Annotated in this window: 26 protein-coding genes; 12 read left to right on the top strand and 14 right to left on the bottom strand. The window is 61.6% G+C overall.

Annotated elements, in window-relative coordinates; translation table 11 throughout:
- On the top strand, positions 1-273 hold a 273-nt coding region (locus BLP82_RS26590; RefSeq protein ID WP_305883183.1), incomplete at its 5' end, for a group II intron maturase-specific domain-containing protein.
- 226 nt (positions 274-499) lie between these two features.
- Here the strand turns inward: BLP82_RS26590 and BLP82_RS26595 are convergent.
- Entirely contained in the window at positions 500-1243 is a 744-nt protein-coding gene (locus BLP82_RS26595) for a phosphatase PAP2 family protein (protein WP_092175394.1), read from the bottom strand.
- Between the two features lie 330 nt (positions 1244-1573).
- Here BLP82_RS26595 and colR point away from each other — a divergent pair, with 330 nt between their 5' ends.
- The 5 genes from colR (at position 1574) to BLP82_RS26620 (ending at position 5251) form a co-directional block, all read left to right on the top strand.
- Positions 1574-2257 (top strand): two-component system response regulator ColR, encoded by a 684-nt coding sequence (gene colR / locus BLP82_RS26600; protein ID WP_025215158.1) that lies wholly within the window; start codon positions 1574-1576, stop codon positions 2255-2257.
- Entirely contained in the window at positions 2247-3524 is a 1278-nt protein-coding gene (locus tag BLP82_RS26605; protein WP_092175397.1) for a sensor histidine kinase, read from the top strand. The genes colR and BLP82_RS26605 overlap by 11 nt, the downstream gene beginning before the upstream one ends.
- Positions 3525-3637: 113 nt before the next feature.
- On the top strand, positions 3638-4306 hold the full coding sequence (locus tag BLP82_RS26610) for a class I SAM-dependent methyltransferase (protein ID WP_092175401.1): 669 nt from the start codon (positions 3638-3640) through the stop codon (positions 4304-4306).
- 4 nt (positions 4307-4310) lie between these two features.
- Positions 4311-5021 (top strand): lipopolysaccharide kinase InaA family protein, encoded by a 711-nt coding sequence (locus BLP82_RS26615; RefSeq protein WP_092175405.1) that lies wholly within the window; start codon positions 4311-4313, stop codon positions 5019-5021.
- A 2-nt stretch (positions 5022-5023) separates the two neighbouring features.
- Entirely contained in the window at positions 5024-5251 is a 228-nt protein-coding gene (locus BLP82_RS26620) for a hypothetical protein (protein ID WP_092175409.1), read from the top strand.
- Positions 5252-5388: 137 nt separating this feature from the next.
- On the opposite strand, the gene BLP82_RS26625 is transcribed toward BLP82_RS26620, so the two are convergent.
- From BLP82_RS26625 to BLP82_RS26675, 11 genes are all read right to left on the bottom strand, one after another.
- On the bottom strand, positions 5389-8415 hold the full coding sequence (locus BLP82_RS26625; protein WP_092175412.1) for a multidrug efflux RND transporter permease subunit: 3027 nt from the start codon (positions 8413-8415) through the stop codon (positions 5389-5391).
- 14 nt (positions 8416-8429) lie between these two features.
- Positions 8430-9578 carry an efflux RND transporter periplasmic adaptor subunit gene (locus BLP82_RS26630; RefSeq protein WP_092175415.1) on the bottom strand — a complete coding sequence of 383 codons (1149 nt, stop codon included), beginning with the start codon at positions 9576-9578 and terminating at the stop codon, positions 8430-8432.
- 157 nt (positions 9579-9735) lie between these two features.
- The gene (locus tag BLP82_RS26635; protein WP_092175418.1) at positions 9736-10833 is read right to left on the bottom strand and encodes a DUF1513 domain-containing protein; all 1098 of its coding nucleotides are present in this window, start codon (positions 10831-10833) and stop codon (positions 9736-9738) included.
- A gap of 2 nt (positions 10834-10835) precedes the next feature.
- The gene (locus BLP82_RS26640) at positions 10836-11900 is read right to left on the bottom strand and encodes an imelysin family protein (RefSeq protein WP_072408663.1); all 1065 of its coding nucleotides are present in this window, start codon (positions 11898-11900) and stop codon (positions 10836-10838) included.
- A 28-nt stretch (positions 11901-11928) separates the two neighbouring features.
- Positions 11929-13356 (bottom strand): di-heme oxidoreductase family protein, encoded by a 1428-nt coding sequence (locus tag BLP82_RS26645; protein ID WP_092175421.1) that lies wholly within the window; start codon positions 13354-13356, stop codon positions 11929-11931.
- Positions 13357-13621: 265 nt separating this feature from the next.
- Positions 13622-14962 (bottom strand): sensor histidine kinase, encoded by a 1341-nt coding sequence (locus BLP82_RS26650; RefSeq protein ID WP_092175424.1) that lies wholly within the window; start codon positions 14960-14962, stop codon positions 13622-13624.
- A gap of 67 nt (positions 14963-15029) precedes the next feature.
- The gene (locus BLP82_RS26655; protein ID WP_072408657.1) at positions 15030-15467 is read right to left on the bottom strand and encodes a Spy/CpxP family protein refolding chaperone; all 438 of its coding nucleotides are present in this window, start codon (positions 15465-15467) and stop codon (positions 15030-15032) included.
- A 321-nt stretch (positions 15468-15788) separates the two neighbouring features.
- A complete protein-coding gene (locus BLP82_RS26660; RefSeq protein ID WP_003178772.1) occupies positions 15789-16466 on the bottom strand; it encodes a response regulator transcription factor in 678 nt (225 codons plus the stop codon).
- A gap of 7 nt (positions 16467-16473) precedes the next feature.
- A complete protein-coding gene (locus tag BLP82_RS26665) occupies positions 16474-16884 on the bottom strand; it encodes an SH3 domain-containing protein (RefSeq protein WP_092175427.1) in 411 nt (136 codons plus the stop codon).
- 107 nt (positions 16885-16991) lie between these two features.
- Complete coding sequence (locus BLP82_RS26670; protein ID WP_060740968.1) at positions 16992-17291, bottom strand: YciI family protein; 300 nt, start codon at positions 17289-17291, stop codon at positions 16992-16994.
- Position 17292: 1 nt separating this feature from the next.
- Positions 17293-17889 carry a septation protein A gene (locus tag BLP82_RS26675; RefSeq protein ID WP_060740969.1) on the bottom strand — a complete coding sequence of 199 codons (597 nt, stop codon included), beginning with the start codon at positions 17887-17889 and terminating at the stop codon, positions 17293-17295.
- Between the two features lie 87 nt (positions 17890-17976).
- Between BLP82_RS26675 and BLP82_RS26680 the strand changes: the two genes are divergently transcribed.
- From BLP82_RS26680 to rluB, 5 genes are all read left to right on the top strand, one after another.
- Positions 17977-18840, top strand: coding sequence for a PHP domain-containing protein (locus BLP82_RS26680; RefSeq protein ID WP_060740970.1), 864 nt, complete (start codon positions 17977-17979; stop codon positions 18838-18840).
- Between the two features lie 13 nt (positions 18841-18853).
- Positions 18854-19483, top strand: coding sequence for an L-threonylcarbamoyladenylate synthase (locus BLP82_RS26685; RefSeq protein ID WP_053124883.1), 630 nt, complete (start codon positions 18854-18856; stop codon positions 19481-19483).
- 132 nt (positions 19484-19615) lie between these two features.
- A complete protein-coding gene (locus tag BLP82_RS26690; RefSeq protein ID WP_165826070.1) occupies positions 19616-20314 on the top strand; it encodes a segregation and condensation protein A in 699 nt (232 codons plus the stop codon).
- 11 nt (positions 20315-20325) lie between these two features.
- Positions 20326-21270, top strand: a complete 945-nt coding sequence (scpB, locus tag BLP82_RS26695) for an SMC-Scp complex subunit ScpB (RefSeq protein WP_092175433.1) — start codon at positions 20326-20328, stop codon at positions 21268-21270.
- A 329-nt stretch (positions 21271-21599) separates the two neighbouring features.
- On the top strand, positions 21600-22835 hold the full coding sequence (gene rluB / locus BLP82_RS26700) for a 23S rRNA pseudouridine(2605) synthase RluB (protein WP_060740973.1): 1236 nt from the start codon (positions 21600-21602) through the stop codon (positions 22833-22835).
- Between the two features lie 181 nt (positions 22836-23016).
- Here the strand turns inward: rluB and BLP82_RS26705 are convergent, their stop codons facing one another.
- A complete protein-coding gene (locus BLP82_RS26705) occupies positions 23017-23982 on the bottom strand; it encodes a M29 family metallopeptidase (RefSeq protein WP_092175436.1) in 966 nt (321 codons plus the stop codon).
- Between the two features lie 93 nt (positions 23983-24075).
- Positions 24076-24213 carry a hypothetical protein gene (locus BLP82_RS31260; protein ID WP_003178782.1) on the bottom strand — a complete coding sequence of 46 codons (138 nt, stop codon included), beginning with the start codon at positions 24211-24213 and terminating at the stop codon, positions 24076-24078.
- Positions 24214-25151: 938 nt separating this feature from the next.
- Between BLP82_RS31260 and BLP82_RS26710 the strand changes: the two genes are divergently transcribed.
- Entirely contained in the window at positions 25152-26567 is a 1416-nt protein-coding gene (locus tag BLP82_RS26710; RefSeq protein WP_092175438.1) for an amino acid permease, read from the top strand.
- Positions 26568-26627: the final 60 nt, after the last annotated feature.

The following is a 26627-nucleotide window of genomic DNA, read 5'->3' on the forward strand; positions in this document are numbered from 1 at the left end:
GGCTGGAAGGGATATTTCGGCTTGTCGCAAACTCCCAGAATCTGGCGAGAGTTAGATGAATGGATACGACACCGACTACGAGCAATCCAGCTCAAGCAATGGCGGCGTAGTTCAACGATCTATCGAGAGCTACGCAGGTTGGGTGCAAGTGAGGCTACTGCTCGCAAAGTGGCGGGAAGCTCTCGCTGCTGGTGGCGCAATAGCGCTCTTGAACTCAACCGAGTGCTCGATATAGCGTGGTTCGACAGAACGGGTTTACCGCGTCTCTCCTGACCTCAATCTCTCGAACCGCCCGGTGCGGACCCGCATGCCGGGTGGTGTGGCAGGGGAACGGCCTATGAAGGCCGTCTCCTATGCCGATTGCCTTGGATTCATGACGCGGTGCCAATCTCCCTGTGGGAGCGAGCTTGCTCGCGATAGCAGTGTGTCAGTTCATATATCCGGCACTGACCCCCGCTATCGCGAGCAAGCTCGCTCCCACATTGGGATGCGGTTCAGTTCAGGCATTGGCGGGACGGGTGACAGCGACACGCTCAGCCGTGGCGGCTGGTCGGTACAGGATGTAGTAGTAACACCCCAGGCAAATCAGCCAACAGAACACCGCCGTCCACACGTTATGGGAAAAGAAGTGCGCCCCTTGCATCATCCGCCCCAGGGAAAACACCGTGCCCAACGTAAAGGCGAATACCAAGGCCCGGCGGGCCAGGCGCGGGCGGCGGTCGCGCAGGACGAAGAACAGCGCAAACAATGTGAACCCGGTGGCGGCGTGACCGCCAGGCCAGCATCGACCGGGTTTGTCGGTGGCCGGGCGTGGGCTGAGCAGCTCACTGTAGGTTTCCTGGCCGCCGAACTCCTTCAGGCTCCAGGGGCATTGCACCGCCGTCACCGCTTTGATCGGTGTGACGAAGGACGTCGCCAGCGCCAGGGACAGCACCAGGCAACCCAGTTCCCGTTTGAACGGTTTGAGCCGGGCGATGAAAAACGTACCGATGAACCCGAGGATCGCCAGCACGGAGAACGCGATCACCACCTCCTTGGCTCGATCGTGCAGGATGTCCTCCAGAAAAAAACTGTGCCGACCGATAAAACCACCCGCCATCGGGTCGTAAAACAGCTTGGCCACGTCCATGTCCAGGGTGGTCAGTTCCAGCAGCACCAGAATGGCTGCGACAATGGCAGGCAGGCCCAAGGCAACCCGGAAATTCAGCGGTCTGGAAGCGGGGCGGATGGCGGTGGAGACCATGGCAATACCTTTGATGGGAGTTTTCTTAAGCAGCGCGTTGCGCAGTCTGGCCTGCGTCGCGTTGGGGCGGTGTGAATGTTGGGTGAAAAACTCGTCAATGACCGTGCAGCCCTGTTCCTGGGTGCACTTGGCCTTTGTGGGAGCGAGCTTGCTCGCGAAAGCGTCGCTACATTCAACATGGATGGCGGCTGATCCACCGCATTCGCGAGCAAGCTCGCTCCCACAGGGGAACCTTCACTGCTACGGCGGATACAACCCTAGCCGTGGGCCACGCTTGGCCGTAAGCTGCGCGGGCCAAGCCAGCCGTTAACTGTGTACGCAGAGGTGCCCATGCGAATTCTATTGGTCGAAGACAACCGCGACATCCTGGCCAACCTGGCCGATTACCTGGGGCTCAAGGGCTACACCGTCGATTGTGCCCAGGACGGTTTGTCGGGGTTGCACCTGGCGGCGACCGAACACTACGACCTGATCGTGCTCGATATCATGCTGCCAGGCATCGACGGCTACACCTTGTGCAAGCGCCTGCGCGAAGACGCCCGACGCGATACGCCGGTGATCATGCTCACCGCCCGGGATCAGTTGGATGATCGCTTGCAGGGCTTCAAGTCCGGCGCCGATGACTACCTGATCAAACCGTTCGCCTTGTCGGAACTGGCGGCGCGGATCGAAGCCGTCATGCGTCGAGCCCAGGGCGGTGGCCGGCGTGCCTTGCAGGTCGGCGACCTGAGCTACGACCTCGATACCCTCGAAGTGACGCGCGAAGGCAAGCTGCTCAAGCTCAACCCCGTGGGCCTCAAGCTGCTGGCGGTATTGATGCAGAAAAGTCCCCATGTGCTGCGCCGCGAAATCCTCGAGGAAGCGTTGTGGGGCGATGATTGCCCGGACAGCGACAGCTTGCGCAGCCATGTCCATCAACTGCGCCAGGTGATCGACAAACCGTTCGACAAGCCGTTGTTGCACACCGTGCACGGCGTCGGCTATCGCCTGGCCGAGGGCCGCGATGGAGTTTAAGCAGAGCCTCGCCCAACGGATCATCATCGCCTTTGCGCTGATGAGCGCATTGGTGGCAGGCGCTTTCGCCATGGGCATCGTGGCGACGGTCCATTTGGTCGAAGAGAAACTGATTTCCGCCGGGCTTGGCGGTGATTTGCAACGCCTGCTATTGATGGACAGTGTCTCGGACTGGAACCATCGGCCGGAACCCGACCAGTTGTTTTATTTCAGCGGCGGCCCGGGGGACTTCGAGTTGCCCAAGGATCTGCGCCATCTGGAGCGCGGTTTCCACGAGGTGTTTCGCGAGCAGTTGTCCTATCACGCCATGGTCGAGATCGTTGACGGCCGACACTATGTGTTGCTGCAAGACCAGAGCGACTTCGAAGAGCGCGAACGGGTGCTGTTTGCCGTAGTGCTGGTGGGCTTCGTGCTCAGCCTGGCGCTGGCGGTATTTCTGGGCTGGGTCCTGGCACGTCGGGTGATGGCGCCCGTGGTCCGCCTGGCCCGGCAAGTGCGTCATCGCGATCAGCTCCTGGGGCTCGCGCCGCCGCTGGCCCCGGATTATGCCGCCGATGAGGTGGGTGAACTGGCGGTGGCGTTCGACGCCACACTGGGGCGTTTGCGCCAGGCCTTGACCCGCGAGCGGTTGTTTACCAGCGACGTGAGCCACGAGTTGCGCACACCGTTGATGGTCCTGGCGACCTCGTGTGAGTTGCTGTTGGAAAACCCGGCGCTGGACCCGCGCGGTCGTACCCAGGTCGAGCGCATCAATCGGGCCAGTGAAGAGATGCGCGAGCTGGTGCAGACCTTCCTGATGCTCGCCAGGGCCGAGCGTGAAGACAACGGCATGTCGCCTCGGCTGACCCTGGGGCAGGTGGCCGAGAACCTCCTTGGCGTGTGGCGTGCCCCCATCGAATCCAAAGGCCTGACGTTGATCTTCGAACCTGGGCAAACCGTCGACACTCTGTATAACGCCACGTTCCTGACGGCCGTGATGGGCAATCTGTTGCGTAACGCCCTGCACTACACCGACCAGGGATACATCCGCCTTTCGCTGACCACCACCGGATTCGTGGTCGAGGACAGCGGCGTGGGGATCCCGGAGGAGAAGCGCGAGGCGATGTTCGAGCCGTTTGTGCGCGGTAACGAAAAACGCGGCGAGGGCTTGGGATTGGGCTTGTCCCTGGTGCAGCGCATTTGCGAGAACCAGGGCTGGACAGTCAGCCTCAGTACGATGGAGCCCAATGGTTGCCATTTCGAGGTGGAATTGAATCCAAAGGGCTAAACCTCTATGCCGAAAAGTCTTGTAAACATTGGAGCGTTTACCTGACTTTATTTTCACAAAGGCATGACATTCCGATTCATAAGGTGGGCCGATCAGTCATCGAGGCCCGCCTAATGTCCAAACCTATCAAGCTGGAATTTTCTGAAAAATACGATGAGCAGCACGCCAGGGAATATTTTCATAAGCATCGCCGTGGCTTGAGTCGCCGTCTTTCCAACCAGCGAGACCAACAACTGGCCCGGCGTGCATTGGCCCTGGTCGGAGACCCCGGCCTGGTCCTGGACCTGCCCTGCGGTGCCGGGCGCTTCTGGTCTCTGTTGGCCGAAAAACCCAACCGAGTCATCATCGGCGCCGACAATTCCGAGGCCATGCTCAGTACTGCATTGGAGGCCCAACCGACCGACGTGGTGAAACGGGTACGGCCCTTGCACACTTCTGCGTTCGACATCGCCTTGCCTGATAACGCCGTCGACAGTATTTTTTGTATGCGTTTGTTGCATCACATCGGTGAACCCTCGCACCGACTGGCGATTCTGAAGGAATTCGAGCGTGTCAGCCGTGACAGCGTGATCGTTTCATTGTGGGTCGATGGCAATTTCAAGGCCTGGAAACGCAAGCGTCTGGAGCGCACCCGTGGGCAGAAAGACTACCAGAATCGATTTGTGTTACCGACAGATACAGTAGAGGAAGAGTTTCGACAGGCTGGGTTTCGCATTCAGGAACGGCTGGATTTCCTACCGCTCTATGCCATGTGGCGAGTTTATGTATTACGCAAGAGGTAACAGCATGGTTGTGCAGGCAGTAGAGACAACTGGCATTTCCCGCAACAGCTTCGAACATTTTTGGAACCAGCAAGGTGAGTGGGTGGAAGAACCCAACGTGCGACGTGGCGGTGAAAGCGGCGTGCAGCGGATCAACAGCATCGATGGCGACCTGATGTATGCCAAGCGTCAAACGGGGCACATTTATCGCAGTTGGTTGCATCCGCTCGGTCGACCGACCGTACTGCGTGAGCAAGACGCGCTGCTGGCGTTGACCCAGTTGAATGTCCGCGTGCCAGAGCTGATCTTTTGTGGTGCCCAGCGTGACCCCGTCCACAAGTGGCGTGCGCTGTTAGTGACCCATGCGCTGGATGGCTTCGAGGAGATCGAGCATTGGTATGCCGGCGGCGGACGTGAGCGCCATGGCGAAGCGGTGCATGATCAAATCCTCCAGGCCCTGGCTGAGAACCTGGCCCGCATGCACAAGGGCCGTTGGCAGCATGGCTGCCTCTACATCAAGCATGTTTTTGTGCGGGTGACAGGAGAGGGCGAAGCGGCCAAGGCCGAAGTGGCCCTGCTGGATCTGGAGAAATGTCGCCAGCGCCTGACGGCCCGGCGTGCGGCCTCCCATGACCTGAAGCAACTGCGGCGCCATTCGTCATTCCGCGATGCCGATTGGAAAAAACTCGTCTACTTTTATGAGGCGGCGTTTGGCAGCGCTATCAAAGGTTTATAGCCATGAAACTAGAAATTGCTAGAGGTTTGTTTTTAGTCGGAGCCCTGGCAGTTACGTCGATGGCGGTGGCTGTATGGGAACAGCCTCGTTCGCAGATCCTCAGTGCCTCCAGTACGGGTGCGCATTGTCCCCTGCCGCGTGTGGCAAAGGCGAGCGAAGCGATCCGACCGGACGATGATCTGCTGCTGTTCATGTTCAGCCTGTCCCAAGGCATGAGGCCTCAGAGTTGAACATCACGAAGCCAAAAAGGCCTCGCCTGTGCGAGGCCTTTTTTTTCCTGCCGCAATCTCCAGTCGAGCACTAAAACCTGTGGCGAGGGAGCAAGCTCCCTCGCCACAAAAGCCATCCGGTTCCCTTCTGGCCGCCTTCAGGGTTTATCGGGCCTGGCCAGCAATGTGTAGACGCAGGGCAGCACAAACAGGGTGAACAAGGTGCCAATCGACATGCCCGTGGCGATCACCGTGCCGATGTCGAAGCGGCTCACTGCCCCGGCGCCGGTGGCGAAGATGAGCGGCACCATGCCAAACACCATCGCCGCAGTGGTCATCAGCACCGGTCGCAGACGAATCGACGCGGCTTGTTCCACGGCTTCGCGCGGCGACAGGTTCTGTTCCCTGCGCAACTGGTTGGCGAACTCGACAATCAGGATCCCGTGCTTGCTGATCAGGCCGATCAACGTCACCAGGCCCACCTGGGTGTAGATGTTCATGCTGGACCAGCCGAGGAACAGCGGAATCAGGGCTCCGCAAATGGACAACGGCACGGTCACCAGGATCACCAGCGGATCCCGGAAGCTTTCGAACTGCGCGGCCAGCACCAGGAAGATAATCGCCAGGGCCAGGGCAAAGGTCACCCACAACGCGCTGCCCTCCTGTACGAATTGGCGTGAAGCCCCGGCGTAATCGAAGGCGAACCCCACCGGCGCTTCCTCCCGGGCGATCTGGCGGACGGTCTCGATGGCCTCGCCCATGCTCACGATGGGAAAGCCTGAAATCGTCACCGCATTGAGCTGCTGGAACTGGTTCAGTTGCCGCGGTCGCGCCCGGTCGCTGACCTTGATCAGGGTCGATAGCGGTAGCGATTCACCCTTGGCATTTTTCACGTAGTAATTGTTCAGCCAGTCCGGGTTGTCCCGGAACGGCCGTTCGACCTGGGCGATGACCTTGTAGCTGCGGCCTTCGAGGGTGAAGCGATTGATCTCCGATTCCCCCAGCAGCGTCGCCAGGGTGCCGCCCAGGTCCTGCATGGAAACGCCCATCTGGGCGGCCTTGGCGCGATCGATATCCACCACGACTTCTGGCTTGTCGAACGCAAGGTCGATGTCCATGAAGGCGAACTTGCCGGATTCCAATGCGCGCTTTTTGACCCGGTCGGCAACCTCCAGCAGCGTTGCGTAGTCCTTCGGGGAGTTGATGACGAACGCGAACGGCAAGCCTTCGCCGGTGCCCGGCAGCGAGGGCAGGTTGAAGCCGAAGATCTGCAAGCCTGGCACGCTTTCCAGCTTGGCCTGCACCTCGGGCAGGATTTCCATCTGGGTGCGGTCGCGTTCGTTCCAGGGCTTGAGCAGGAAGCCGCCGATGCCGGACTGCACACCGTTATAGCCATTGATCTGGAAGGAGGAGTAGTACTCCGGGAACTCCTTGAAAATGGTAATGAAGTGATCGGTATAGGTGTTCAGGTAGTCGAGGTTGGTGGGCTGCGGGGCGTTGGCCATCATGAAGATGATGCCCTGGTCCTCGTCGGGGGCCAGCTCGGACTTGCTGAACATGACCAGTACCGGGATCAGCAGCAGCACGATCACCGCGAACACCAGCACCACCGGCCGGGTGTTGAGCGTGCCATGGAGCATGCGCTGGTAGCGGCTCTTCAAGCGTTCGAAGAGCATGTCCAGCCGATGGGCCAGCCCCGAGGGGTTCTCATCGTGGCGCAGGAGCAGGGCGCACATCATGGGCGATAGGGTCAGGGCGACGATCCCGGAGATCACCACTGCCCCGGCCAGGGTCAAGGCGAACTCCTTGAACAAGGCGCCCGTCAGGCCCTCGAGCAGGCCGATCGGTGCATACACCGCCGCCAGGGTGATGGTCATCGAGACCACCGGCATGGCGATTTCCCGGGCACCTTCTATCGCGGCGTCGAACGGGGTCTTGCCTTCCTCGATGTGCCGGTGAATGTTCTCCACCACCACAATGGCGTCATCCACCACCAGGCCGATGGCGAGCACCATGGCCAGCAGCGTCAGCAGGTTCATGGAGTAGCCCATCAACTGCATGAAAAACATCACGCCGATCATCGACAGCGGGATGGTCACCACCGGGATGATCACCGAACGCAGGGCGCCGAGGAACAGGAACACCACGACGATGACGATCAACACCGCCTCGAACAGGGTCTTCACCACCTCGTCGAGGGAAGCCTGGATGAACAGCGTGGCGTCGTAGGCGATCTCGGCCTTGAGGTTGGTCGGCAGTTGCGCCTCCATCTCCGGCATGATCTTGCGCACTTCCTTGATCACATCCAGCGGGTTCGCGCCCGGCGTGGCCTTGATCCCGATGTACACCGAAGGCGTGCCACCAAAGGAGCTGATGGTGTCGTAGTTCTCGGCGCCCATTTCCACGCGGGCCACGTCCCGCAGCAACACGCGGCTGTCGCCGTCGGTCTTGAGCGGGATCGCGGCGAAGGCCTCGGCGGACTTGAGTTCGGTGTTGGCGTTGATGCTGGTGACGACGTATTCGCCTTTCACTTCACCGGCGGCGGAGAGGAAGTTGTGCTGGCGCACGGCATTGGTCACGTCGGCGGCGGTCAGGCCGAAGCCGGCGAGCTTGACCGGGTCCAGCCACAGGCGCATGGCGAAGACCTGGTTGCCGAGGATCTCCGCCTCGGCCATGCCGGGCAGTGTCGCCAGCTTGGGCTGGACCACCCGTGACAGGTAGTCGGTGATCTGCGGGTTGTTCAGTTCCTTGCTGAAGAAGCTGATGTACATCAGTGCCGAGGCATCGGCGGCCTCGCGGCTGAGGACCGGGTCCTCGGCATCCTGGGGCAACTGGTTCTTGACCTCGTTGGCCTTGGCCAGCAGTTCGGTAAAGAGCCGGTCGCTGTTGGAGCCGATGCGGGCATAGACCGAAATCACCGAGAAGTTCTGGCGACTGACCGAGGTCATGTAGTCGATGCCCTCGGCACTGGCCAGGCTCTGCTGCATCGGTTGGGTGATGTAGCCCTGGATGGTCTCGGCGTTGGCCCCGGGGTAGGCGGTGGTCACCGTGATCAGGGCGTTTTCCATTTGTGGATACTGGCGCAGGGGCAGCTTGCTCCAGGCCTGGAAGCCCAGCAGTACGATCAACAGGCTGACCACGGTGGCGAGCACCGGGCGGCGGATGAACGGATCGGTAAAAGCCATGGGGGGGTCCTTGATCAGTCCGCGCGTGGCGAGCTGTTCTGTTCGGTCAGGGTCTTGTCGTCGCTGATGGCGATCGGCGTACCGTTATCGAGCTTGATCTGGCCGGCGATCACGACTTGTTCGCCGCTCTGCACGCCTTTGGAAACCAGCACCTGGCCGTCGCGTCGCTCGCCGGTTTCAACGAAACGCCGTTCGGCGATCAGGACCGGCTGGCCCTTGTCGTCTTTCTCGACGGTGCCGTCGGCGCCTTTCTTTTGCGTCACCACGTACATGGAGTTGCCGTAGAGGGTGTAGGTCACGGCGCTTTCCGGCACGACGATGCCGGCGGCCACGTCCGGCAGGATCACTTGCAGGTTGGCGAACATGCCGGGCAGCAGCTTGCCGTCGGGGTTGGCCAGGGTGGCGCGCACCAGGACATTGCGGGTGCTGTCCTCGACCTTGGGGTTGATCGCGCTGATGGTGCCGACGAAGGTCTGCCCGGGATAGGCCGAGACGCTGACGTTGACCGATTGGGCAACAGCGAGCCGGGGCACGCTTTGCTCGGGCACGTAGAAGTCCACGTACAGGCTGCTGAGGTCTTGCAGGGTGGCGATCACCGTGCCGCTGGCCAGGTAGTCGCCGACATCCACCTGGCGAATGCCGATGGTGCCGCTGAACGGCGCCAGGATGTGTTTCTTGGCCAGCGATGCCTTGAGCTGGTTGACCGTGGCCTGGTTTTTCTTCAGTTGCGCCGAGAGCCGGTCGAATTCGCCCTTGGAGATCGCCTGGCTGCCCACCAGCTGGCGGCCGCGACCGAAATCCACTTGCGCCAGGCCCAGGTCGGCCTCGGCGGTTTCCAGCAGGGCGCTTTCGACCTCGCTGTCCAGTTGCAGGAGCGGCTGACCGGCCTTGACCTTTTGCCCGGACTGGAACTGCACTTTCTGCACGGTCCCGGCGATTTCCAGGCTCAGGTCCACCCCTTGCAGCGCCTTCAGACTGCCCACGGTAGGCAGGCGCGCCTGCCAGGGTTGCTGGGTGGCCGTGGCCACGGCGACGCTGATCGGAGGTTTCGGCTCGGAGAACGACTGGATCTCCTGATAAACGGAAAAGGCCTTGTAGCCGGCGAGCAACAGCACTACCAGCAGGACAACACCCAACATGATCAGCATGCGGCGTCGCAGCATGTTCCACTTCCTTGGAAAAGAATTGAGAGAAAATACAGATAGGCGGGCACATTACCCTGAGTGTGCGGGCTATTCCAGATGCTGACGGGCCCGTGGTGCGTGGGACTTTTCCGAAAAAAAACAGGGAGCTTGGCGCCGATGGCGCTTCGCTCCTTGTTCAGGCCAGATGTAAATGGTTGTCCCAGAGCCCTGTCGGTAGATCCAGGGGTTTTGCAACCAGTTGTGTCTGACGGCAATCGTAATAGCGGCAACGTCCCTGGCCCGACGTCACGACAAAACCGTCGGCTACCGCGCCCACGCCGGCACAGTCCGGCAAGGGTGCATCCAGGCGGACTTCGCCACTGTCCAGGTCCCAGATGAAGAAGCGGTTGCCGCGCGGGGCGGTCACGGCCACCAGGCGCAGGTCGCTGTGCACAGCGACGCTGGCGGTGTAGTGCCCCATGGCCTGCAATTGTTCTTCGGGCACCGGGAATGCCTGGAACGGCTGCCCTGGCCGCTTGATCGCCACCAGTTCCGACGATTCGTGGGCCGCGCCCATGAACTGCTGGCCGGAGACGATGGTGCCGTCACTGGCGATGCCGAGGTGGCGCACGCTGTTCATCGATTGGGTCAGGGTTTCCTTGCTCAGCAGGGTGCCATCGCGTTGCATCAGCACCAGGCTTGGTTCCATGGCGTCGAGGTTCATTTCGACCCGGCTTTCGGCCTCGGTGCGAATGCCGCCGTTGGCCACCACCAGCGTCTCGCCATCGGGCATCCAGGACACCTGGTGAGGGCCGATGCCATGGGTGGACATCTCGCCGCTGTGCACCAGCCGCTCGCCTTCGAAACGGTAAACGCCCAGCAGGCCGCGTCCCGGGTCGGTGGTGTCGTTCTCGGTGGCGTACAGCCATTCGCCGCTGTCATGGATGACCGCGTGGCCATAGAAATGCCGGTTCGGCAACGAGGCGATGGTTTGCAGCAGCGCCCCGTCGCGCAGGTCGATCAAGTAGCTTTCGGTGCCTGGACGACGGGCGACGAACAGCGCAATCGGCTGCGTCGGGTGATGGATGATGTCATGGCAGCGTTGGCCGACGCGGGTGGCGAACACCCGGGTTCCGTCCAGTCGATAGCCGACGGCGTAGTGCTTGCCGTCGCCATCGTCCCGTGCCGAAAGCAAGAGTGGGTGCTTGTCCTTTTGCTTGAACAGCGTCCAGCCGCCCAGGGTGACGGCGCCGAGCAGCAAGCTGCCCAGTGCCAGGACCTGACGTCGAAACATGATCAGTCACCGTCGTTGGCATTGAAGCCCAATTGAATGCCCAGCGCCTTGGCCAGTTCGCCTTCGTGCAGGCGATGGACGACGTTGAGGCTGTCGTACAAATCGTTGAGTTGCTGGCGCCCGGCATCGTCGTTGAGCATTTCGGTCAACGAGCGCTGGCTGCTGGCGAACAGTTTCAAGGAGGCATCGTAGGCGGCGTCGATCTTGTCCGCCAACGGTTTCTGGTCGCTTGGCAGCAGGCCGCGCAGGCCCTTGTTGTCCACGCCGGCCCAGACGGTCCTGGCCGCGCTCAGGCTGGCTTCCAGCCCTTGCAACGACGACTGGCTGCGCCAGGCATCGGCCTGGAATGGCTGAGGTACGCCCTTGCTCTGGCGGCCCATCGGCGTGCCGAGTTTTTTCTTCAGCGTGTCCAGGGCCGTGACCTGGACCCGCAGCAGATCGGCGATGGCCTCGTGGGAGTCGGCATAGCGCTGGTTGGGGAACTTGCTCATCTGGGCGAGCATGCCGTCGTTGGCGTTCCAGCCCGACAGGATCTCTTCGGCCAGTTGTTTCTGGCGTTCGCCGATGGCGGTCAGTAGTGGGCAGTACTTGGCTTTCTGCGCACTGTCGGCCATGTCGATCTTGGCGTCGAACAGCAGGTACTCATAGGCCGAAAGACCCTGGACCACGACGCTGGACTTGGCCAGGCCGGCGGCGTCGATCTGTGGCTGGCTGTTGACCAGTTGCTCGACCTGGCGACCCACCAGGTTTTTCTTGTCCGGCCAGAACTGCACCTGCCAGGCACGGTTGCCTTCTGCCAGCGGGCCGATCAACAGGGGTTGCAACTCGGCCCAGGCTTTTTGCGCCTTGAGGAAGTCGGCGCGGGCGGTGTCCAGGTTTTCCTTGCCTTGGCAGAACGCCAGGGCGCTGGTCGCCAACTGCCGGTCGGCCTCGACCCAGCGGCTGTAGGTCGGTAGGATCACTTGCTTGGCGATAGCGGCCGAGGTGACCGCTTGCGGGTCCTGGGGCGAGCAGGCACCGAGGGCGAGGGCGGCGAGGCTGGTGAACAACAGCTTGGGACGGAACATGTCAGGCTCCCATTTCTGGAAAAGGCATTTAAAGGGAATTCAGAAAGGCCAGCAACGCAGCGCGTTGCTCGGCATTGAACGCTAAAACCTGGTGTTGCGCCGCTTGTGCTTCGCCGCCATGCCACAGCACGGCTTCGAGCAGGTTGCGGGCACGACCGTCATGCAGGAACTGGGTGTGGCCGTTGACGGTTTCGGTCAGGCCGATGCCCCACAGCGGCGGGGTGCGCCAGTCACGGCCGCCGGCCTTGAATTCGCTGCGGTTGTCCGCCAGGCCTTCGCCCATGTCGTGCAGCAGCAGGTCGCTGTAGGGGCGGATGACCTGGTTGGCAAGCTCCGGTTCAGCGGCGTTGGCGGCGGTGGTGTATTTGGGGGTGTGGCAAGACTGGCAACCGGCCTGGAAAAACAGATTCTTGCCCGCCAATACCTGGGGAGAATTCACGTCGCGACGGGCCGGTACGGCGAGGTTGCGGCTGTAGAACAGCACCAGTCGCAGAATGTTGTCGCTGACTTCCGGCTCGCCGTCCGGGCCGTTGCCACTGGGGGCGCGCTTGCAATCGACCTGGGTCTCGGTGCAATCGTCGAAGGGCCGCAGGCTCGTCGTCAGGCCCATGTCACCGGAGAACGCATGGACGTTCTGTTGGTTGAGGTTGGGTTGGCCGGCCTTCCAGCCAAACCGTCCAAGTACGGTTTTCTGTTGGGCATCGTCCCAGACTTGGTTGGGACGACCGGCAATGCCGTTGTTTTCCCGCGCCTGGGCTTTGGCGTTGGCCAGGATGGCTTCGTCGGGGATCGCCTCCAGCAACCCCAGGCCGATCATCGGCGGAGCGACACGGGCGGAAAAGCGCGTGTCCGGGTGCATCGGCCCATAGGCCAATTGGGTGATCTGCAGGTTTGGCTTGCGCAGCTCCACGACGGTGCCGTCCTTGAAGCGCACCGGGACGGGGCTGTAATCGACCCGGACTTTGCCTTCGGGAGCGACACCGGGGACGGACATGTCCTGCAACTGCCCGCCGTAAACCGGTTCAGGTACGACCCCCAGTTGTTCGATGACCTTGGCGTAGGGCGGTGCGTCGGGGATCGACAGGCGCACCAGCATCGACACCGCGCTGGCGGCATCCGGCGCTGGCGGATGACCGCGACCGTCCTTGATGTGGCAGTTCTGGCAGGCGTTGGTGTTGAACAAGGGGCCGAGGCCATCCCGGGCGGTGGTGGTCGAAGGGGCAATTACCCAGGGGCTGCGGAAGAAACTGTTGCCGACGCTGAAATCCACGCGCCGCGAAGGCGGCAGGTTGGCCGAGGGCAGGGAAAAGGCGTTCTGATCGCTCTTGCGAACCGTCGCGGCGCCACCGGAACGGGCTTCACCCGGTTCGGCCTGACTAAAACGCGGGGCATCATCGCAGGCACTCAGGCCCAGGGCCATGAACAGTGCACATAAACGAAGAGGCAACGACGGCATCGGGCGACCTGGAGATAGGTGAAAAGAGGGCGCAAAGTCTAACAGGGCGGGGCAGTTTGAATAAGAGGAATTATCGTTTGGTTTGAGGCGTAGTTTGATCCATTGTGGCGAGGGGATTTATCCCCGTTGGCGCGCGCAGCGCCCCCAAAAATGTGACGGTCCCCACGTCCTATCAGGCAGCTCAGGGGCCGCTTCGCAGCCCAGCGGGGATAAATCCCCTCGCCACAGATCTATCATGTGCCCGGTCCTGCCAGTTAGATGAAGATTACGGCTGGACAACAGCCCCCGGCACCAACGGCAATTCCAGGGTTGCGACGAACCCACCGTCAGGATGATTGCCCAACACCAGCGCACCACCATGGCGCTCGGCGGCACGACGCGCAATCGCCAGGCCCAGGCCATGGCCGGCGGCGGTCTGGCCGGGGGCGCGATAGAACGGCTCGCCCAATTGCCCCAAGTGTTCGGCCTCCACGCCTGGCCCGTGGTCGCGCACGCTGATCCGAATCCGGTCGCCCTGGCGCGCCGCGCGCATTTCGATGGGTTGTCCGGCCGGATTGAAACGCTGGGCGTTGCGCAGCAGGTTGTCCACGGCCCGCTCGATCATGGTCGGCCAGCCCTTGAGGGCCAGGTTCGGCTCCGTGTCCAGTTGCACGTTTTGTTCAGGTGAAGCCAGCTGTGCATCTTTTTGCAAAGTGACCAGCAGGCCGTTGAGGTCCACGTCTTCGGCGCTGGCATTGTCGGCGTCAACCCGGGCCAGGACCAGGATTTCGCTGATCAACGCTTCCAGGCGATCGCATTCGCGGGTCAGGCGTGGCCAGAGTTTTTCACGTTCCTCGGGGCTGGCCCGTTCAGCCAATGCCAGGGCAATGCGCAGGCGGGCCAGGGGCGAGCGCAGCTCGTGGGACACGTCCCGCAATAGCTGCCGTTGGCTCCCGATCAAGCTTTGCAGGCGCGCGCCCATGCGGTTGAAGTCGGTGGCCAGTACGCCAAACTCATCCCGACGGTTGGCGAGCTTGGCGAGGCTGTTCTGTTGGTACGTGGTCTGTCCCAAATCGTGCACTGCACCGCGCAGGCGACTCAGTGGGCGGGTGATGGAGAGGGTCACCAGCAGGCTGAACAGGGTCAGCACCACCAGCGCGATACCCAATGCACTGAGGGGCCAGAGCAGACTGCCGCGGTGCCAGGCGTCCAGTTCGGGATGGGGAATGCGGTAGATGAACAGGTACGTGTCGCCACTTTTGGCGCTGGTGAACTCGTCGGTCAGCCGCCGCCAGGGCAGGCGTCGGTCGTCGTTGTTCTGCCGAGCCTCGAAGGCCGCGGCACGATGGGGGAAGGTGCCGCGTACCACCGGGTCGCCGCTTTCGTTGAACACCTGGACGTCGATGTGATACTGGCGCTTGCGCTGCTGCAGGATGTCCTGGGCGGCATCCTCGCCCTGGCTTTCGTAGGTTTGCGTCCACTCTTCGGGCAGGGTATTGAGGCCAGGGTGACGGCTGAGGATCCAGGCGTCCTGGTTCAGCATATGGCCCATCAGGATCGAAAGCCCTGCAACCAGGGCGATGGCCAGCCAGAAACTGGCCAGGATGCGCCAGAACAATGAACGCACGATAAATCCTCGAAAACAAAGAAAGCCCAACGGCGATTGACCGTTGGGCTGGGCAAGCTTCAGCGCATTATTGCGCTTTTTGCGGTTGTTGCGCTTTCCAGGCTTTGAACTCAGCCCACTCGGCGCGACGTTCGGCCTGTTTCTTCTGGATCGCGTCGAATTCCTTCTGCTGCTCAGGCTTCAACAAGCCACGGATCTGGGCATCGACTTTCTCATGCCGGGCCTGCATTTCGTCCTGCATGGCTTTCTGGTCGGCTGGCGACAGCTTGGCCAGGTACTTGTCGACCAGTTCCCGTTGTTCGTGGCGCTGTTCGCCCATGATCCGGCGAATCTGCTGGCGTTGTTCGCGGCTCAGGTCCAGTTGGCTGTAGGGGCCTTTGTCGTGCATCTGGCCGCCGTGACGCGGGCCGTCCATCGGACCCATCGGGCCGGGGCCTTCGGGCATGGCCATGGCGACAGTCGGCAGGGCGGCAGCGAACATCAGAGCGATAAGAGTCTTGCGCATGGTGTGTCTCCTTGTCTCATTCCCGGTCAGTTCCGGATGTGTGCAGATTACGGAGATCAAGGTCAGCGGCGGTCAGGGGGGCGTAAAGCTTGGGTAAAGACGTTTGGGGGCGGACCTGACAAAACCGTAGACGCAAAAAGTGCGGCGAGGAGATTATCTGTGGCGAGGGGATTTATCCCCGCTGGGCCGCGCAGCGGCCCCCTTGGTTTTATCTGATACATCGTGGTGGCAGGCACATCTGGGGGCGCTTCGCACCCCAGCGGGGATAAATCCCCTCGCCACAAAAGGATCCCCGGTCCAAGCACGGAATCGGTGCAGCGTTCAAAGGCTGTAGTAATAACCCCGGCTACGCAGCGCCACGATGCGTGGGCGACCGTCGGGGTGGGGGCCGATTTTCTTGCGCAGGTTGCTCACGTGCATGTCGAGGCTGCGGTCGTACAGGGTCAGCTTGCGGCCCAGGGCGATCTGCGCCAGTTCCTGCTTGTCCAGGGGCTCGCCCGGTTGCTTGAGCAGTGCTTCGAGCAGGCGACTTTCGGAAACGGTGAGGGTCTGTTCCTGTTCGTCGATGCTGACGACGCCACGCACCGGACTGAAGGTCAGGTCACCCAGTTCGATCTGGCTGGACACTGCCGCCGGATGGCTGCGGCGCAGCACGGCACGCAGGCGGGCGGTCAGTTCCCGTGGGTCGCAGGGCTTGGCCAGGTAGTCGTCGGCGCCCAGTTCCAGGCCAAGGATACGGTCCAGCGGCTCCCCCCGGGCCGACAGCATCAGCACCGGCAGCTCCGGGTGATCGTTGCGCAATTGCTTGAGCAGTTCCAGGCCACTGCCGTCGGGCAGCATCACGTCCAGGACCACGGCAGCCGGGGCGGTTTCGGCCAAGGCCTTGCGGGCACTCTGGCCATCGTGACAGGCGCGGACCTGAAACCCTTCCTGGCTCAGCCAACTCACGAGGAGCTCACACAGCTCCTGGTCATCATCTATCAGTAACAGCTCGCTCATGACTCACTCAATTTAGCCATTGCCGACGTTGTCTACGTCCACCGCTGGCAAAGATACCGCAGAGCAAGGCCAATAGCGCTACCCCGGCACCAATGACGAACCATTGCTGTTGATCGGTCAACAGCCGTGGCAGCGGGCTGGCCTGGGCTTCCTTGAGTTGCAGCTTCAGGCGCTGGTTCTCCTGGCGCAGCCGGCCCAGCACAGCGCTTTCGCGCTCGCTGTCGGCATTTTTCAGTTGTCTGCTCAGCTCTTCGCGCTGGCGTTCGCTGTCTTTCAAGCGTTGCTGCAACTCGGCGATCTGGCTGCCGGCGCTCAGGGACAGGGGCGCCGAATGACTGCCCTCGGGGCTTTCCTCGCCATGGGCGGGCGCTCCGATCGCCAACGAGACCAACAACAGGCACAACGGACCTTTGCGCATTGCAACTCCTGAATTCCAATCGAGATTAGACAGGTTGTCGGCCGGCGAACGATAAAGATGAGCAACGGCGGCAATGAGCCGCGAAGGCCCATCGCGCCAGGGGGGATTTACGGCAGGACTTGCTTGAACGGCTTGACCACGACATTGGCGTAGACGCCGGCCGCCACGAACGGATCGGCCTCGGCCCAGGCTTGGGCGGCGACCAGGGAGTCGAACTCGGCCACGATCAGGCTGCCGCTGAAGCCGGCGGCGCCCGGGTCATTGCTGTCCACCGCCGGGTGCGGGCCGGCCAGCACGATGCGACCTTCGGACTTGAGCTGTTGCAGGCGCTCCAGGTGTGCCGGGCGCACGGCCAGGCGTTTTTCCAGGGAGTCGGCGACGTCGGTGGCAATGATTGCGTAGAGCATGTCAGTCCTCGGTTTTAGGCGTGGTGGGGTCGGCATCGTGCAGGTGACGGGACAGGTAGATGCCCTGGCCAATCAGGAACAGCAGCGTCATGCCCAGGCTGCCGAAGACCTTGAAGTCGACCCAGTACTCCTGGAACGTGAACGCAACGAACAGGTTGGCGGCACCGCAGAACAGGAAAAACGCGATCCAGGCGATGTTCAACCGGGTCCAGATCAGTTCCGGCAGGCTGATGGCATGGCCCATGATGCGCTTGATCAGCAGTCGGTCACCGATGAAGTGGCTGCCGATGAACGCGAGGGCAAACAGCCAGTTGACCACCGGGGCCTTCCATTTGAGGAAGGTTTCGCTGTGGAACGCCAGGGTCAGGCTGCCGAATACAAGGCAGGCGATCAGGGTCAGCCACTGGCTCTTCTCCAGCTTGCGCTGGGACACGAACAGCGCGCCGTAGACCACCAGGGAGCTGATGATCAGCACGGCGGTGGCGCTGTAAATACCGCCTACAGTCAAGGAGTGGCCGGCGAAATCGACGGTCCGGGGATCAAGTTTGTAGACGATGAAAAACAGCAGGAGCGGGATGAAGTCGATGAATTGTTTCACAGTGGCAGCCAGAAGCAGGATGTGGCGGCATAATAACAAACATCCTTGGCCGCGATAGGGCCAGCTGATTTGAGGTGACAAACTCTCGTGAATGTTGATTTGCACTGCCATAGCACGGCCTCCGATGGCGCCCTGGCGCCCGCGGTTCTGGTGGCGCGGGCGTTCGAGCACGGCGTGCGAGTCCTGGCCCTGACCGATCACGACACCCTTGAAGGCCTCGACGAGGCCCGCAGCGCCGCCACGGCGCTGGGCATGCAGCTGGTCAACGGGGTCGAGTTGTCGTGTACCTGGGGCGGGGCGACCATCCATGTGCTGGGCTATGGTTTCGATGTGAATGCGCCGGCGCTGGTCCAGGCCATCGCACAGCTGCGCGACGGGCGCTGGCTGCGGTCCGAAGAGATCAGCCGCAAGCTGGCCCTCAAGGGCATGCCCGGTGCGCTGGACGGCGCCCGGCAGATCCAGCAGGAACTGGGCGACAGCGGTAACGCACCGGCCCGGCCCCACTTTGCCGACTGGATGGTGCGCGAAGGGTTCGTCAAGGATCGCGCCGAAGCGTTCCGCAAATGGTTGGGCGCCGGCAAGCTGGGGGACGTCAAGCAGCACTGGCCGACCCTGGAAGAAACCGTCCAGACCCTGCGGGCCGCTGGCGCCTGGGTCAGCCTGGCGCATCCATGGCACTATGATTTCACCCGCAGCAAGCGCCGGCGCCTGGTCGCCGACTATATTCAAGCGGGGGGCCATGCCATCGAGGTGGTCAACGGCCATCAGCCTGCCGAGCAAGTGGGCAGCTTGGCGATCCTGGCCCGAGAGTTCGGCCTGCTGGTCACCGCCGGCAGTGATTTCCATGGCCCTGGGGGCTGGTCCGAGATCGGCGAATACCGCCCGTTGCCGGAAGATCTGCCACCACTCTGGTGTAGATTCAAACATGATCCCGTTACCGCCGCCGTCTGAACAGGTAGAACACGTGAGTCAATTTTTCCAGATTCATCCGGAAAACCCGCAGGCGCGCCTGATCAAACAGGCCGTGGAAATCATTCGTGGTGGTGGCGTGGTGGTCTATCCCACCGACTCGTCCTACGCCATCGGTTGCCAGATCGGCGACAAGAATGCCGTGGAGCGCGTCAGACGCCTGCGTCAACTGGACGACAAGCACAATTTCGCGCTCATCTGCAGCGACCTTTCGCAGTTGGGCCTGTTCGCCAAGATCGACACCGGCACCTTCCGCTTGCTCAAGGCGCATCTGCCGGGGCCGTACACGTTCATTCTCAATGCCACCCGGGAAGTCCCGCGGCTGTTGCTGCACCCGAAAAAGCGCACCATCGGCCTGCGGGTGCCGAGCCATCCCATCGCCTTGGCGCTGCTGGCGGAACTGGGTGAGCCGCTGATGAGCGTGACGCTGATCATGCCCGGCGAGACCGAGCCGTTGACCGATCCCTATGAGATGCGCCAGATACTCGAGCATCAGGTGGACCTGATCATCGACGGCGGTTTCGGCGGCATGTCGGCGTCCACGGTGATCAACCTGGCCGATGGCGAGCCCCAGGTGGTGCGCGTCGGGTGCGGCGATCCGACGCCGTTCATGGTCGAGGCCTGAATGTCCGCCGTGGAAACCGCCGTGGACAATGCCGACAGCCAGGCCGGCGCGCAGCAGGAGTTGCCGTTCGCCATGGTCTATGGCCAGGCGGTCATGGAAATGCCCCTGGACCTGTACATTCCGCCGGATGCGCTGGAAGTGTTCCTCGAAGCCTTCGAGGGCCCGCTTGACCTGCTGCTGTACCTGATCCGTAAACAGAACATCAATATCCTCGACATCCCCGTGGCGGAAATCACCCGCCAGTACATGGGCTACGTCGAGCTGATGCAGTCGGTACGCCTGGAACTGGCGGCCGAGTACCTGGTGATGGCGGCCATGCTGGCCGAGATCAAGTCGCGGATGTTGCTGCCGCGCTCGGCGGAGGTCGAAGCGGAAGAGGACGACCCGCGGGCGGAGTTGATCCGGCGCTTGCAGGAGTACGAACGCTTCAAGGTCGCCGCCGAAGGCCTCGATGGCTTGAACCGGGTGGGGCGCGATGTGGTGGTGCCCAAGCTCGATGCGCCCGAAGCGCGGGCGCGCAAGTTGCTGCCGGATGTGAGCCTGGAAGAGCTGCTGATGTCCATGGCCGAGGTCCTGCGCCGAGGCGATATGTTTGAAAGTCACCAGGTCAGCCGCGAAGCGCTGTCCACCCGTGAGCGCATGAGCGATGTGCTGGAGCGGCTCAAGGGCGGCGGCTTCGTGCCGTTCGTCGAGCTGTTCACCGCCGAGGAAGGGCGGCTGGGGGTGGTGGTGACGTTTATGGCGGTCCTGGAATTGGTCAAGGAATCCTTGGTCGAGCTGGTGCAGAATGAGCCGTTCGCAGCGATCCACGTGCGGGCACGAGCCGAATAACGAGCAAATCAATGAATCTGACTGAACCCCGCGAGCTGGCCCCCTTGCTTGAAGCTTTCCTGTTGGCCTCGGGAAAGCCGCAATCGATGGAGCGCCTGTTCGAACTCTTCGAAGAAGGCGAGCGACCTGAGCCGGCCGTATTCAAGAAAGCCCTGACGCTGCTGGGCAAGTCCTGCGAAGGACGGGCTTTCGAACTCAAGGAAGTGGCGTCCGGTTATCGCCTGCAGATCCGCGAGAAGTTCGCACCCTGGGTCGGACGCCTGTGGGAGGAGCGGCCGCAGCGTTACTCCCGCGCCATGCTCGAAACCATGGCGTTGATCGCCTATCGCCAACCGATCACCCGGGGCGAGATCGAGGATGTACGGGGCGTGGCGGTCAACAGCCATATCGTCAAGACGTTGCTGGAGCGCGAGTGGATCCGCGTCGTCGGCTATCGCGATGTGCCGGGCAAACCGGCGATGTTCGCCACCACCAAGGCCTTTCTCGATCACTTCAACCTGAAGAACCTGGATGACCTGCCGCCCCTGGCCGAACTGCGGGAGCTGGAACCCGAACCGGTACTGGAGTTCGACGACGTGCCGGTGCCCCAGGGCTTGCAGGAACTGGCGGATGCCAGCGCCGAGCCTGAGGAACCGAAGGAAGAGACCAGTTTCCACTCGTTGTTGCTGGAGCTGGACACCATGGAGGAGGGCTTGAAGACTGATTTCGACGATCTGCTGCGTGAGGGGCCTGGTCCCGGGGATGAGCCACCCGAGGCCGATAGCGAGGTGGAACCTGCACCAGAGCCAGAAGCAGAACCGGAAGAGGACATCCTCGGCGTTGCCGAGGCCCGGGAAAAACTGTTGGCCGCCGTTGCCGCCCTCCAGCCGCCGGAACCCGAACTGAGCGACGAAGAAGCCGAAGCCCGGGCCCTGGCCGAGGCGATCGAGAACGAACGACGCCAGTTCGACGATTGATCCAACTTGTGCGCAGACCTGAGTGACACATCACCGTCCCCTGTGGGAGCGGGCTTGCCCGCGAAGGCGGTGGGTCAATAACATTGATTGGCCTGACACTCCCTCTTCGCGAGCAAGCCCGCTCCCACAGGGGGTCATGCGGTGCATCATGCTGCATTGCGCCACCGGTCGGCGGAAAAAGCGCCGAGTCTGTGTTGATCAGCTAGTCTCAGATGCGCAATCGCCTCAACAGGCGTATGATTCGCGACCCTTTGGCGATCCCTTCGTCCAAGACCCGTTTTCAAAGCGTCAGGCCAGGCCTGACCCGACCACACCGGGAGGTGCCCAGAATGAAAGACCAAGACCAGAACGACAGCCAGGAAATCGGCCCAGCAGGCGAGAAGCTGCAAAAAGTCCTCGCCCGTATCGGCGTCGGTTCGCGCCGTGACGTGGAAGCCTGGATCACCCAAGGCCGGATCAAGGTCAATGGCAAAGATGCCACCTTGGGCCTGCGTGTCGACATGCACGACGCCATCACCATCGATGGCAAGGTGATCAAGCGCGAAGAGGCCGCCGAAACGGTGCGCCGCGTGATCATGTACAACAAGCCCGACGGCGAGATCTGCACCCGCGACGATCCGGAAGGCCGTCCGACCGTGTTCGACAAGATGCCGCGTCCGAAAGAAGGCCGCTGGATCAACATCGGTCGCCTGGACATCAACACCACCGGTTTGCTGATGTTTACCACCGACGGTGAGCTGGCCAACCGTTTGATGCACCCGTCCTACGAGATGGACCGCGAGTACGCCGTGCGTGTGCGTGGCGAAGTCGACGACGAGATGATTGAGCGCCTCAAGGCCGGCGTTGTGCTGGAAGACGGCCCGGCGCGTTTCACCGACATCAAGCAGGCGCCCGGCGGTGAAGGTTTCAACCACTGGTATCACTGCGTGGTGATGGAAGGCCGTAACCGTGAAGTGCGGCGTTTGTGGGAATCCCAGGGGCTGGTGGTCAGCCGCCTCAAGCGCGTGCGTTTCGGCCCGGTGTTCCTCAACTCCGACCTGCCGATGGGCCGCTGGCGCGAAATGAGCCAGTACGAAGTCGACATCCTGGCCGCCGAAGTGGGTCTCAAGCCGGTGGCAATGCCGCAGATGACCGCCAAGAGCAAGGACAAGCTGGAGCGGATGCAGCGTAAATCCTCGCGCCCGATGGGCAAGACCGAGCGCGTGCGTACGTTGCGTCCGGCTGCTGAAGGTGTGGCGACCGGTCCGCGTCCTTCCCGCGAGCCGCAGATCGAAGGTGAACGCCCGGCCCGCAAGCCTGCGCCTCGTCAGGACGGTGAGCGTGGCCCACGTACGCCGCGTCCGGCCAATGGTCGGACCGAGCGCGGTGAAGGTCGCGGTGCTCCGGCGGGGCGCGGTACGCCCGTCGCCGATCGCCCGGCCGACACCAAGCGTCCGGCCAAGCCGGCGCCGAAAAAACGCCCGGGTATCGTCCTGGCCGACCGCGACGCGCCATCGGGCAAGCGCCGTGGTGCACCGGCAGGTTCGGGACAGCGTCCGGGGTTCGGGCGTCGTAAGCCGGAGTGAGGCAGCTATGAGCTTCTAGCTGCAAGCTGCAAGAAAAAACGGCAACCACTAGGTTGCCGTTTTTGTGTCTGGCGTTATTGATACGCTGCCGGTGCGGCCGTCTTCGCGAGCAGCTCCACACCGCGATCCAGAGGCTGCTCGCTCTTTCTTGCCGCTTGAAGCTCACCGCTTGCAACTGCCCCTAAAGCACAAACCGCCCATCAAACATCGGCTCGTTATCCAGCGCCAATACGCCGCTCTCGAAAATCAGATCCAGATGATGGCTGCCTTTGGCCCCGCCACCCAGTCCCAGGTGCAAGCCGCAGTGGCGCTCCTCGAAACCGGCATTGCGGGCATACAGGCTCTTGACCCCTTCGTTGGTGCCGATCCCCAATTCCTCGATACGGCGATTGGATGGGTTGGCGTCCAGGTATTTGTTGAAGTCGTGCTCCAGGCCAGGTACATCGGTGGCGATTTTCTGGATGGTGGAGTCTTCGATCCACAGCTCCAGCGGCGATTGCAACACGCCGTATTTGCGTGCGAACGGGATGGTGCTCAGGAAAGTCCCGACGAACTTCACCCGGCCATTGATGGTGTCACTGTGGGTGGCGATTTCGCCGGGGGCCAGGTCGTAGTTGCCGAGGCCGTTGATGTCGGTCCACTTCTTCACGCCGCTCAAGGCTGTGTCGAAATATGAACCGCGGTCATCCTGGAAACTCAGGCTCGTTGCCTGGGACATGCGTCGGATCAGGTGACTGTTGAGCCCGGCGATGCGCTGGGGAATCACGCTGAAGGTGTCGTAGAAATAATCGCCGTAGTCCTTGAACAGCAGCGATTTCTTCCAGTTGTCGGCCATCACGCCTTGCAGCGCACGGACAAAGTCCGGGCCGTCGGGACGTGGGTTGGGCAGGGTGGAAGAGTCGTAGAAGAAAATATACAGATCGCTGTCGGCAATGGCCTTGGACAGGCGCTCCGTGGGCTCGAGGTCCAGGCGCATGGCACTGAACCGGAAGGGTGAGCCGCTGCCTGCCTGTTCGGCGATGGCGCCGGTCAGCGCTTCGTAGTCAGCGGTATGACCGAGCAACACCTTGGCGGGCTGAATGCCGGCCAGGGCGGGATGGTGTTCGAGATAGTAAAGGAAATGTGAGATGGCTCGTTGTGTGTCCATGCTTATTCTTCCCTGACAAGTTCATTTGACTTCCCTGACAACCGGCAAAAAGTGGCGGAGCCGACCGGCCGGATCGCCTCCGCCGGGCGGTGCCTACAGAGGCCACATCGCCGTGCCGAACGGAACGACGGCGTCGGCTTGCATCATTTCAACGGCGGCTTCATGGGTCGGGGCCTCAAACCATTCGTCCAGTTGCAGTTCGGTTTCCAAGTCTTTGTCCAGTGCTTGCATAGTGAATCTCCTAGATGACTTTTACGGAAATCAGCGGACCGATTCGGCGAGTGGAAACAGGCCGGTGACGGCACCGCAGAACTTGTCGGCACGATGCCTTGGCAAGTCGCTGAAAACCTAGTCGAGGGTTTTTTGGATTGCAAAAAAATAATTTATTTTTTTTCGTTTGAACTTTTTGTTCCATTTTTAACGACAACATTACTCATTCAAAAACAGCCGCCTGGGTGTTTTTTTTAATAGGTAGCTACCTACCGTCAATTTGCAGTCAGCCTACGGAAAATTCCTACTTGGAAAGTTTGCGTGACGGGTTGTAAAGAAATGCTGACGAAAAAGGCCGGCCGAAAGGGGCCGAAACGTTGTTTCCCCAAAGCGTAAGAAAAAACTTCCGTAAGCCCCGCCCTGCAGGGTTTTCCAAGGCTCTGGCCCGCTTGTTTCGAATCGATGGGCAGGGTGAGATGCGCCCCATGCCTGTCGTGCAGGTGAATAACAAGAAGGAGGCGCAATGAACGCCGCAGCTCCAGTGCATTTCTCCCGTCGTGGCGTTTTTAGCGCTACACCCTTCAGGGGCTCGCAAGGGCCTGGACACTTTTTTGCAGCCGCCCGGCATGTTCGAGGCGGACCCATGCAATCCCGGCAAACGACACGCTGATCCGGTGGTGTCTGGCAGCAGGGGGTCAGCGGTGTACAATGCGCCGCGTTTTACTGTGACCCTTCGCGTACCCACGCACTTTCAAGGTTATCCACCTTGTTCACTCCGCCACGCCACAAGCGTGTCGGGTTCGATTTCGTCACAGATAAAAACAAACAGGTGACGCATGACCGTTGTAAAAACGCTGAAGTCCTGGTGCCTGCGCTGGGGTTTGATCGGTGCTGCTTGAGATCCGATTCGAGCGGCAACGTCTAACGAACATCATCAAACCTTGCGTGAGACCCTTTTCATGAGTGGACAAAACTCGCATTCGGGCGAGCTGAAACGCGGCCTGAAAAATCGCCACATTCAATTGATCGCCCTCGGTGGCGCGATCGGCACCGGCCTGTTCCTCGGCTCGGCGGGGGTGCTGAAATCAGCCGGCCCGTCGATGATCCTCGGCTACGCCATCTGCGGCTTCATCGCCTTCATGATCATGCGCCAGTTGGGCGAAATGATCGTCGAAGAGCCCGTCGCCGGGTCCTTCAGCCACTTCGCCCACAAGTACTGGGGTGGTTTCGCCGGGTTCCTGTCGGGTTGGAACTGCTGGATTCTCTACATCCTGGTGGGTATGTCCGAGCTGACCGCGGTCGGCAAGTACATCCATTACTGGGCCCCGGACATCCCCACCTGGGTGTCGGCGGCGGCGTTTTTCATCCTGATCAATGCGATCAACCTGGCCAATGTCAAAGTCTTCGGCGAGGCTGAGTTCTGGTTCGCGATCATCAAGGTCGTGGCGATTGTCGGCATGATTGCCTTGGGCAGCTATTTGCTGGTCAGCGGTCATGGTGGCCCGCAGGCGTCGGTGACCAACCTGTGGTCTCATGGTGGGTTCTTCCCCAACGGCGTGAGCGGCCTGGTGATGGCCATGGCGATCATCATGTTCTCCTTCGGTGGCCTGGAAATGCTCGGTTTCACCGCCGCTGAGGCCGACAAACCGAAAACCGTGATCCCCAAGGCCATCAACCAGGTGATCTACCGTATTCTGATTTTCTACATTGGTGCGCTCGTGGTGCTGTTGTCCCTGACGCCTTGGGACAGCCTGCTGGCCACCCTTAACGCCTCCGGCGATGCCTACAGCGGCAGCCCGTTCGTGCAGGTGTTCTCGATGCTGGGCAGCAACACCGCGGCGCATATCCTCAATTTCGTGGTGCTGACCGCCGCGCTGTCGGTGTACAACAGCGGCACCTACTGCAACAGCCGCATGTTGCTGGGCATGGCCGAGCAGGGCGATGCGCCCAAGGCCTTGTCCAGGATCGACAAGCGCGGCGTGCCGGTACGTTCGATCCTCGCGTCGGCGGCGGTCACGCTGGTGGCGGTGCTGTTGAACTACCTGGTCCCGCAGCATGCGTTGGAGTTGTTGATGTCGCTGGTGGTCGCGACCCTGGTGATCAACTGGGCGATGATCAGCTACTCGCACTTCAAGTTCCGCCAGCACATGAACCAGACCCACCAGACGCCACTGTTCAAGGCGCTGTGGTATCCGTACGGCAACTACATCTGCCTGGCGTTCGTGGTGTTCATCCTGGGCGTGATGTTGCTGATCCCCGGCATCCAGATCTCGGTCTACGCGATTCCGGTGTGGGTGGTGTTCATGTGGGTGTGCTACGTGATCAAGAACAAGCGCAGTGCGCGGCAGGAATTGGCTGTGGCGGCTGCCAAGTAAGCACGAAGCCCTGTGGGAGCGTTGTCGGGGGGATTCGGGGTATTCTGTGGGGCCTGATAG

Origin of the sequence: Pseudomonas sp. NFACC37-1 (assembly GCF_900101575.1) — a bacterium.
GTDB classification, from domain to species: Bacteria; Pseudomonadota; Gammaproteobacteria; order Pseudomonadales; family Pseudomonadaceae; genus Aquipseudomonas; species Aquipseudomonas fluorescens_AA.

What these genes read in the sequence shown, in the direction of transcription:
- scpB (WP_092175433.1), top strand. Translation starts at nt 20,326, where the DNA reads ATGAATCTGACTGAACCCCGCGAGCTGGCCCCCTTGCTTGAAGCTTTC.
- BLP82_RS26710 (WP_092175438.1), top strand. Translation starts at nt 25,152, where the DNA reads ATGAGTGGACAAAACTCGCATTCGGGCGAGCTGAAACGCGGCCTGAAA.
- BLP82_RS26605 (WP_092175397.1), top strand. Translation starts at nt 2,247, where the DNA reads ATGGAGTTTAAGCAGAGCCTCGCCCAACGGATCATCATCGCCTTTGCG.
- BLP82_RS26655 (WP_072408657.1), bottom strand. Translation starts at nt 15,467, where the DNA reads ATGCGCAAGACTCTTATCGCTCTGATGTTCGCTGCCGCCCTGCCGACT.
- BLP82_RS26645 (WP_092175421.1), bottom strand. Translation starts at nt 13,356, where the DNA reads ATGCCGTCGTTGCCTCTTCGTTTATGTGCACTGTTCATGGCCCTGGGC.
- colR (WP_025215158.1), top strand. Translation starts at nt 1,574, where the DNA reads ATGCGAATTCTATTGGTCGAAGACAACCGCGACATCCTGGCCAACCTG.
- BLP82_RS26615 (WP_092175405.1), top strand. Translation starts at nt 4,311, where the DNA reads ATGGTTGTGCAGGCAGTAGAGACAACTGGCATTTCCCGCAACAGCTTC.
- BLP82_RS31260 (WP_003178782.1), bottom strand. Translation starts at nt 24,213, where the DNA reads ATGCAAGCACTGGACAAAGACTTGGAAACCGAACTGCAACTGGACGAA.
- BLP82_RS26660 (WP_003178772.1), bottom strand. Translation starts at nt 16,466, where the DNA reads ATGAGCGAGCTGTTACTGATAGATGATGACCAGGAGCTGTGTGAGCTC.
- BLP82_RS26670 (WP_060740968.1), bottom strand. Translation starts at nt 17,291, where the DNA reads ATGCTCTACGCAATCATTGCCACCGACGTCGCCGACTCCCTGGAAAAA.
- BLP82_RS26630 (WP_092175415.1), bottom strand. Translation starts at nt 9,578, where the DNA reads ATGCTGCGACGCCGCATGCTGATCATGTTGGGTGTTGTCCTGCTGGTA.
- BLP82_RS26610 (WP_092175401.1), top strand. Translation starts at nt 3,638, where the DNA reads ATGTCCAAACCTATCAAGCTGGAATTTTCTGAAAAATACGATGAGCAG.
- BLP82_RS26640 (WP_072408663.1), bottom strand. Translation starts at nt 11,900, where the DNA reads ATGTTCCGTCCCAAGCTGTTGTTCACCAGCCTCGCCGCCCTCGCCCTC.
- BLP82_RS26705 (WP_092175436.1), bottom strand. Translation starts at nt 23,982, where the DNA reads ATGGACACACAACGAGCCATCTCACATTTCCTTTACTATCTCGAACAC.
- BLP82_RS26635 (WP_092175418.1), bottom strand. Translation starts at nt 10,833, where the DNA reads ATGTTTCGACGTCAGGTCCTGGCACTGGGCAGCTTGCTGCTCGGCGCC.
- BLP82_RS26665 (WP_092175427.1), bottom strand. Translation starts at nt 16,884, where the DNA reads ATGCGCAAAGGTCCGTTGTGCCTGTTGTTGGTCTCGTTGGCGATCGGA.
- BLP82_RS26595 (WP_092175394.1), bottom strand. Translation starts at nt 1,243, where the DNA reads ATGGTCTCCACCGCCATCCGCCCCGCTTCCAGACCGCTGAATTTCCGG.
- BLP82_RS26625 (WP_092175412.1), bottom strand. Translation starts at nt 8,415, where the DNA reads ATGGCTTTTACCGATCCGTTCATCCGCCGCCCGGTGCTCGCCACCGTG.
- rluB (WP_060740973.1), top strand. Translation starts at nt 21,600, where the DNA reads ATGAAAGACCAAGACCAGAACGACAGCCAGGAAATCGGCCCAGCAGGC.
- BLP82_RS26620 (WP_092175409.1), top strand. Translation starts at nt 5,024, where the DNA reads ATGAAACTAGAAATTGCTAGAGGTTTGTTTTTAGTCGGAGCCCTGGCA.